The sequence below is a fragment of the Inhella sp. genome (assembly GCF_027532025.1).
In the GTDB taxonomy this organism is placed as follows: domain Bacteria; phylum Pseudomonadota; class Gammaproteobacteria; order Burkholderiales; family Burkholderiaceae_C; genus Inhella.
In genome coordinates this window covers 1-5,759 of record NZ_JAPZSY010000004.1, presented here as the reverse complement: position 1 = coordinate 5,759, position 5,759 = coordinate 1, and the positions used below count along the sequence as shown (strand labels likewise).

Here is a 5,759-nt window from a genome sequence, read left to right as displayed (position 1 = left end):
AATCCCCCATACCCACCGCAACACACCCGCTGAACCGCGACTGGAGCGGCGGTTTTGTTCAACACGGTTTACCTGCCGCCGGTGGCGCTCAGCTGCGTGGCAAATGCCGTGCGGCGGCAGATAAACGCTGACTGTTAGGCGGTTCCAAAGCGCTGATCTTCAGACAGCCGGCCTCGCCTATGTCAGGAAATTGAGGTCGGTTGGTGGAGTGCTCTTGCAGCCCTTCATTTCAGAAGTTCACACCGCTGGGCAGCTGATGTCTATGAGGCAATGGTCAGCTTCGGGTCGACGTGAGTCTCGCGCGGCAGGCTGGACCGTTCGTACGTGCTGGAAGGATGCTTGCACCGCCGTCGGGAGCATGGAACAAGCGCTCCCGACGCCAAGTTTCCGGCTTGCACCGATGCTGCCACTCGGGCGCCAGCCTGCGAGTGACTCAGTTCAGCCTGTTCATGCCGTAGCTTCGCCCCTCAGAGCCACCTCTATCGCCCTGGCCCTAGGTGCGTCGGGACCTTGCGACAGGGGCGGTGGGCGTTACCGGGTTCACTGCCTTACGGCCCCGTTCAGTTCAGGATTGAGTGAAAACAATTCGGGATTGAGTGAGACCCGACAGGGGCGTCGAAGACCGACGGCTTCGTTGTGCAGCGGCCCGGATAATCGGCAAATGGCCTTCGCTCCTCTGCACAACGACACCTTCCTGCGCGCCGCCCTTCGCCAGCCCACCGAGCACACGCCCCTGTGGCTGATGCGCCAAGCCGGCCGCTACCTGCCGGAGTACAAGGCCACGCGGGCCAAGGCCGGCAGCTTCATGGGCTTGGCCACCTCGCCCGACTACGCCACCGAAGTCACCTTGCAGCCGCTGCAGCGTTTCCCGCTGGATGCGGCCATCCTGTTCAGCGACATCCTCACCGTGCCCGACGCCATGGGCCTGGGCTTGAGCTTCGGCGAGGGCGAGGGCCCCCGCTTCGCCAAGACGGTGCACGACGAGGCCAGCTTGGCCGCGCTGCACTTCGACCTTGACAACCTGCGCTACGTCTTCGACGCGGTGACCAGCATCCGCCATGCGCTCCACGGCCGCGTGCCGCTCATCGGCTTTGCCGGCAGCCCCTGGACCTTGGCCTGCTACATGGTGGAGGGCCGCGGCAGCGACGACTACCGCGCCGTCAAAACCTTCCTCTACCGCCGGCCTGATCTGATGCAGCGCCTGCTGGACACCTTGTCCGATGCCGTGGCCGCCTACCTCAACGCGCAGATCGACGCTGGTGCCCAGGCCGTGATGGTGTTTGACAGCTGGGGCGGCGTGCTCAGCCACGATGCCTACCTGCGCTACGCCTTGCCTGCCAGCCAGCGCGTGCTGCGCCAGTTGAAGACGATGGGCGCCGACGGCCAGCGCGTGCCGCACATCCTGTTCACCAAAGGCGGAGGCCTGTGGTTGGCAGAACAAAGCGAGACCGGCGCCGACATGCTGGGCCTGGACTGGACCATGGACCTCGGCCGCGCCCGGGCCCTGACGCAAGACCGCGTGGCCCTGCAGGGCAACCTCGACCCCATGGTGCTGTTCGCGCCCCCCGAAGTCGTGGCCGCCGAGGCGGTGAAGGTGTTGGACAGCTTTGGTCGCCCGCAGCGCGCCGATGGAACTTGGGGCGGGCATGTGTTCAACCTGGGCCACGGCATCAGCCAGCACACCCCGCCCGAACACGTGGCAGCGCTGGTCGAGGCCGTGCACGCCCACTCCCGGCGCTTGCGCCAGCCGCAGTGAGCGCCTGCTCACCGGCTGGGCTCTGATTTGTCCCCAGATTGGTGCTTCCAGCCCGCGTCATTCGGGTTGCCCCCATTGCGGTTCGGGTTTTGCGTCAACTGGCTGATTCGCAAAGGTTTTTTACCGATCCCTGCCCGCGCGGCGCGAAGCATCGCGGAGAGACTCTGCAAGGAACGCGCTCTGCGGACGCGCTTGTACACAAAGTTATCCACAGGCCCTGGCCGACCTCCAAGAGCCAATCGCATCAAGCACTTGTGACCGTTTTGTGAACGAATCCACAACTTCAGCCCCGGTGCGATTGCGGGTGGCGGTGCCCACGCCGCAGCACGCCGGCTTGGCGGGCTTGTTGGATTACGAGCACCTCCACCCCCTGCCGCCCGGCGCCTTGGTGCGGGTGCCGCTGGGTCGCCGCCAGGTGCTGGGCGTCGTTTGGGACGACGACGGCCACGGCGAAGCGCCGGTGGTCATCAAGCCGGTGGCCGACGTCTTGGCGCTGCCGCCCCTGGACGCCGCTTGGCGCGCCTTGCTGGCGTTTGCCGCGGCCTACTACCAGCGCGGGTTGGGCGAAATGGCCGTCTCGGCCTTGCCCAGCGCCTTGCAGGCTCTGGACAACACGCAACTGGCGCGCCGCCTTCGCCGCGCGCCCACCCCGCGCACCGCGCGCGATGCCGGTGCTCAAGCCGCCGCGCAGGCGCCGGTGCTCAACGCGGGGCAAACGGCCGCCGTGGCCGCCGTCCAATCCCAACTGGCGCTGCCGCCCGAAGCCCCGCGCCCACCCATGCTGCTGTGGGGCGTCACCGGCTCGGGCAAAACCGAGGTCTACCTGCACGCCGCTGAACTGGCCCTGGGCCAAGGCCGGCAGGTGCTGGTGCTCGTGCCCGAGATCAACCTCACCCCGCAGCTCGAAGCGCGGTTTGCCGCCCGCTTTGGGGCCGAACGCATCGCCACCTTGCACAGCGGGCTCACCCCGCCGCAGCGCCTGCGCCACTGGCTGGCGGCGCATGCCGGCACGGCCGACATCGTGCTGGGCACGCGCCTGGCCGTGCTGGCCTCCTTGCCGCGGCTGGGCCTCGTCGTGGTCGACGAAGAGCACGACGCCAGCTTCAAAGCCCAAGACGGTGCCCGCCAAAGCGCCCGCGACCTCGCCGTCTTGCGCGCCCACCAGGCCCGCGTGCCCGTCCTGCTGGGCAGCGCCACGCCCAGCCTGGAAAGCTGGCACCACGCCAGCCAGGGTCGCTACCTGCGCCTGGACCTGCCCGAGCGCGCTGCCGGCGGTGCTTTGCCCACCTTGCGCGTGCTGGACCTGTCGCAGCAGCAGCGCCCCAAAGGCCTGCGCGGCCCCGGCGCCACACCGCCGCCCGTGGCCCAGGCGCTGCTGGACGCCATCGAGCAGCGCCGCCAGCGGGGCGAGCAAAGTCTGCTGCTGCTCAACCGCCGCGGCTACGCGCCCGTTCTCCACTGCGGCGCCTGCGCCTGGAAGAGCGCCTGCCCCCACTGCACCGCGTGGCGCGTCTTCCACAAGAGCGACCGCACCCTGCGCTGCCACCATTGCGGCTTCACCGAGCGCGTGCCGCGGGCCTGCCCCGACTGCGGCAACCAAGACATCGCCCCCATCGGGCGCGGCACCGAGCGCCTGGAAGAACAACTCCAGGGCCTGCTGCCCGAAGCCCGCATCGCCCGCCTGGACGCCGACACCACCAGCCAAGTGGGCAGCTTGGAGCGCCAGTTGGCCGCCGTGCACGCGGGCGACGTCGACGTGCTGGTGGGCACGCAAATGATCGCCAAGGGCCACGACTTTCAGCGCGTCACCTTGGTGGCGGCCCTCAACCCCGACGGCCTGCTCTTCAGCAGCGACTTCCGCGCCCCCGAGCGCTTGTTCGCCCTGCTGTTACAGGCCGCCGGCCGCGCGGGCCGCGACGGTGCCCGCAGCGAAATGTGGCTCCAGACCGACCAGCCCAAGCACCCCCTCTACCAAGCCTTGGCCCGGCACGACTACCCCGCCTTTGCCGCCAGCCAACTCGCCGAGCGCCAAGCCGCCGGCCTGCCGCCCTACGCCCACCTCGCCCTGCTGCGCGCCGACAGCAAAGACCCCGACACCGCCCCCGCCTTCTTGCAAGCCGCGGCCGAAGCCGGCCAGGCCCTGAGCGGCGAATGGCCCATCACCTGGTACCCGCCCGTGCCCCACCCCGTGGCGCGCGTGGCCGACCACTGGCGCTGGCAAATGCTGGTCGAAAGCCCGCAGCGCGCCCCCTTGCAGCGCGTGCTGGCGCAGTGGGTGCCCGAACTGCACGCCCTGCGCCGCGCCCACAAGGGCTTGGCGCGCTGGGCCATCGACGTCGATCCGTCGGCCATCTGAACCCATCCAAGTCCGACTGAGCCTATAAACGGCAGTTGACCGCTCGCCTTGCGCATGCAGGTCATGGGCACCCCATCGAAATTGACTCACGGCCACGATCACCGCTTCGGTGTGAGCGCGACACGGCCGAGTGCACCGCACTGCGGCACGCTGGCGGCGTTGCTCAGCCAGGGCCAGGAGGCCCTGGCCTTCGGCAGGCACAAGCAGTCCTCAGGACTGTTTGTGTCCGGCCTCAGTCTTGCGGGCACGAGCCCGCTGCGTCGTCGCGCCTTGCCAGCGCACCGCATCACGGCGCACTCGGCCGTGTCCAACTGCCGTTTCTAGGTTCACAGGAGCGGGCGCCACTCTCGCCTCTGCGCGATCATCAATTCCTGCATTGGTAGGAATTTCAGGGTTTCGTACCGCTGCCAAACCGAATATTCCTTTGCACATAGGAATTTTGTTGGTCAACGGACTGGCTTGCGTCAAAATTCCTTCGAAAGTAGGAATATCCATGAACATCCCTCTCACCTCCGTGCTGGACGCTGGCATTGCCATTCGAACGCTGCGCAAACGCGCGGGCATCCGCATCGACGACTTCGCCCAAACCGCTGGCGTGAGCAAACAGTTCATGACCGACTTGGAAAACGGCAAGGCGACGGTGCAGATGGGCAAAGTGCTGCAACTGCTGCAGCGCCTGGGCATCAAGGCGAGCCTGGAACTGACACCGGCAGATGCCCCGGCGTTTCAAGTCGAGTTGAGCAAGGCGCAGGCACGCCGCGCGGCGTCTACCAAGGCCGACAGCGATGTCTGAACGAGCCCCCGAGGCGCCTACAGATCCGTCGGTGCTGCCCAATGCAGGCCGTCGACTGAACATCTTCATCAACCAGGAGCAACTGGGCACCCTGCACGAGGACAACGACCTGTGGACCTTGGCTTACCTGCCGCAGTGGAGAGACCGGCCGGGAAGCTTCGACCTGTCGCCGGCACTGCCCCGCAGCCAACTCTTGCATCGCGATGGTGCGACGCTGCGCCCCGTTCAGTGGTACTTCGACAACCTGTTGCCCGAGGAGAAATTGCGTGAGCTCATCGCGGCGGACGCCCACCTGCGCAGCCATGAAGACGCGTTTGCGCTCTTGGAGTACCAGGGCGCAGAGTCAGCCGGTTCGCTCACCTTGCTGCCACCCGGCGAGTTGCCAACCACGCGCACCGACCTGCAACCCTTAACCTACGCGGCGCTGAGCCGGCGCATCCAAGGCTTGCCTCGCACGACCCTCACGCGGGAAGCCCCGAAGCGGATGTCCCTGGCCGGCGCCCAGCACAAGATGCTGGCGGTGCTCAAGGGCCGAGACGTGTACGAACCGGTCGGCTCCACGCCTTCGACCCACATCCTCAAGCCCGACCATCCGGACAGTGCCACCTACCCTGCGTCGACGTACCTGGAGTGGCTCACGATGCGTCTGGCGTCGGCTGCGAAGTTGACAACGCCACCGGTGCATTTGCTGCACGTGCCGCAGCCGGTCTATGTCGTCGGACCTGCAAATGACCCAACCCGTTGTTTTTGAATGACTTTCGGGTGATTTCGGATGGTCGAAACTCCCGGAATTCAATTCAATGGGCGGCATTTCCTGGGAGATCGAGGACAGCATCCGATGGCCACCGACGACT

The 5,759-nt window shown here is 67.1% G+C and carries 4 protein-coding genes; all 4 read left to right on the top strand.

Going from position 1 to position 5,759, the window contains the following annotated elements; genetic code table 11:
- Window positions 1–661: 661 nt before the first annotated feature.
- Window positions 662–1,756 carry a uroporphyrinogen decarboxylase gene (hemE, locus tag O9335_RS01290; RefSeq protein WP_298382357.1) on the top strand — a complete coding sequence of 365 codons (1,095 nt, stop codon included), beginning with the start codon at window positions 662–664 and terminating at the stop codon, window positions 1,754–1,756.
- A gap of 292 nt (window positions 1,757–2,048) precedes the next feature.
- Window positions 2,049–4,112, top strand: coding sequence for a primosomal protein N' (locus tag O9335_RS01285; RefSeq protein ID WP_298382354.1), 2,064 nt, complete (start codon window positions 2,049–2,051; stop codon window positions 4,110–4,112).
- A gap of 493 nt (window positions 4,113–4,605) precedes the next feature.
- The gene (locus O9335_RS01280) at window positions 4,606–4,905 is read left to right on the top strand and encodes a helix-turn-helix domain-containing protein (protein WP_298382352.1); all 300 of its coding nucleotides are present in this window, start codon (window positions 4,606–4,608) and stop codon (window positions 4,903–4,905) included.
- The gene (locus O9335_RS01275; RefSeq protein ID WP_298382349.1) at window positions 4,898–5,656 is read left to right on the top strand and encodes a HipA N-terminal domain-containing protein; all 759 of its coding nucleotides are present in this window, start codon (window positions 4,898–4,900) and stop codon (window positions 5,654–5,656) included. The genes O9335_RS01280 and O9335_RS01275 overlap by 8 nt, the downstream gene beginning before the upstream one ends.
- Window positions 5,657–5,759: the final 103 nt, after the last annotated feature.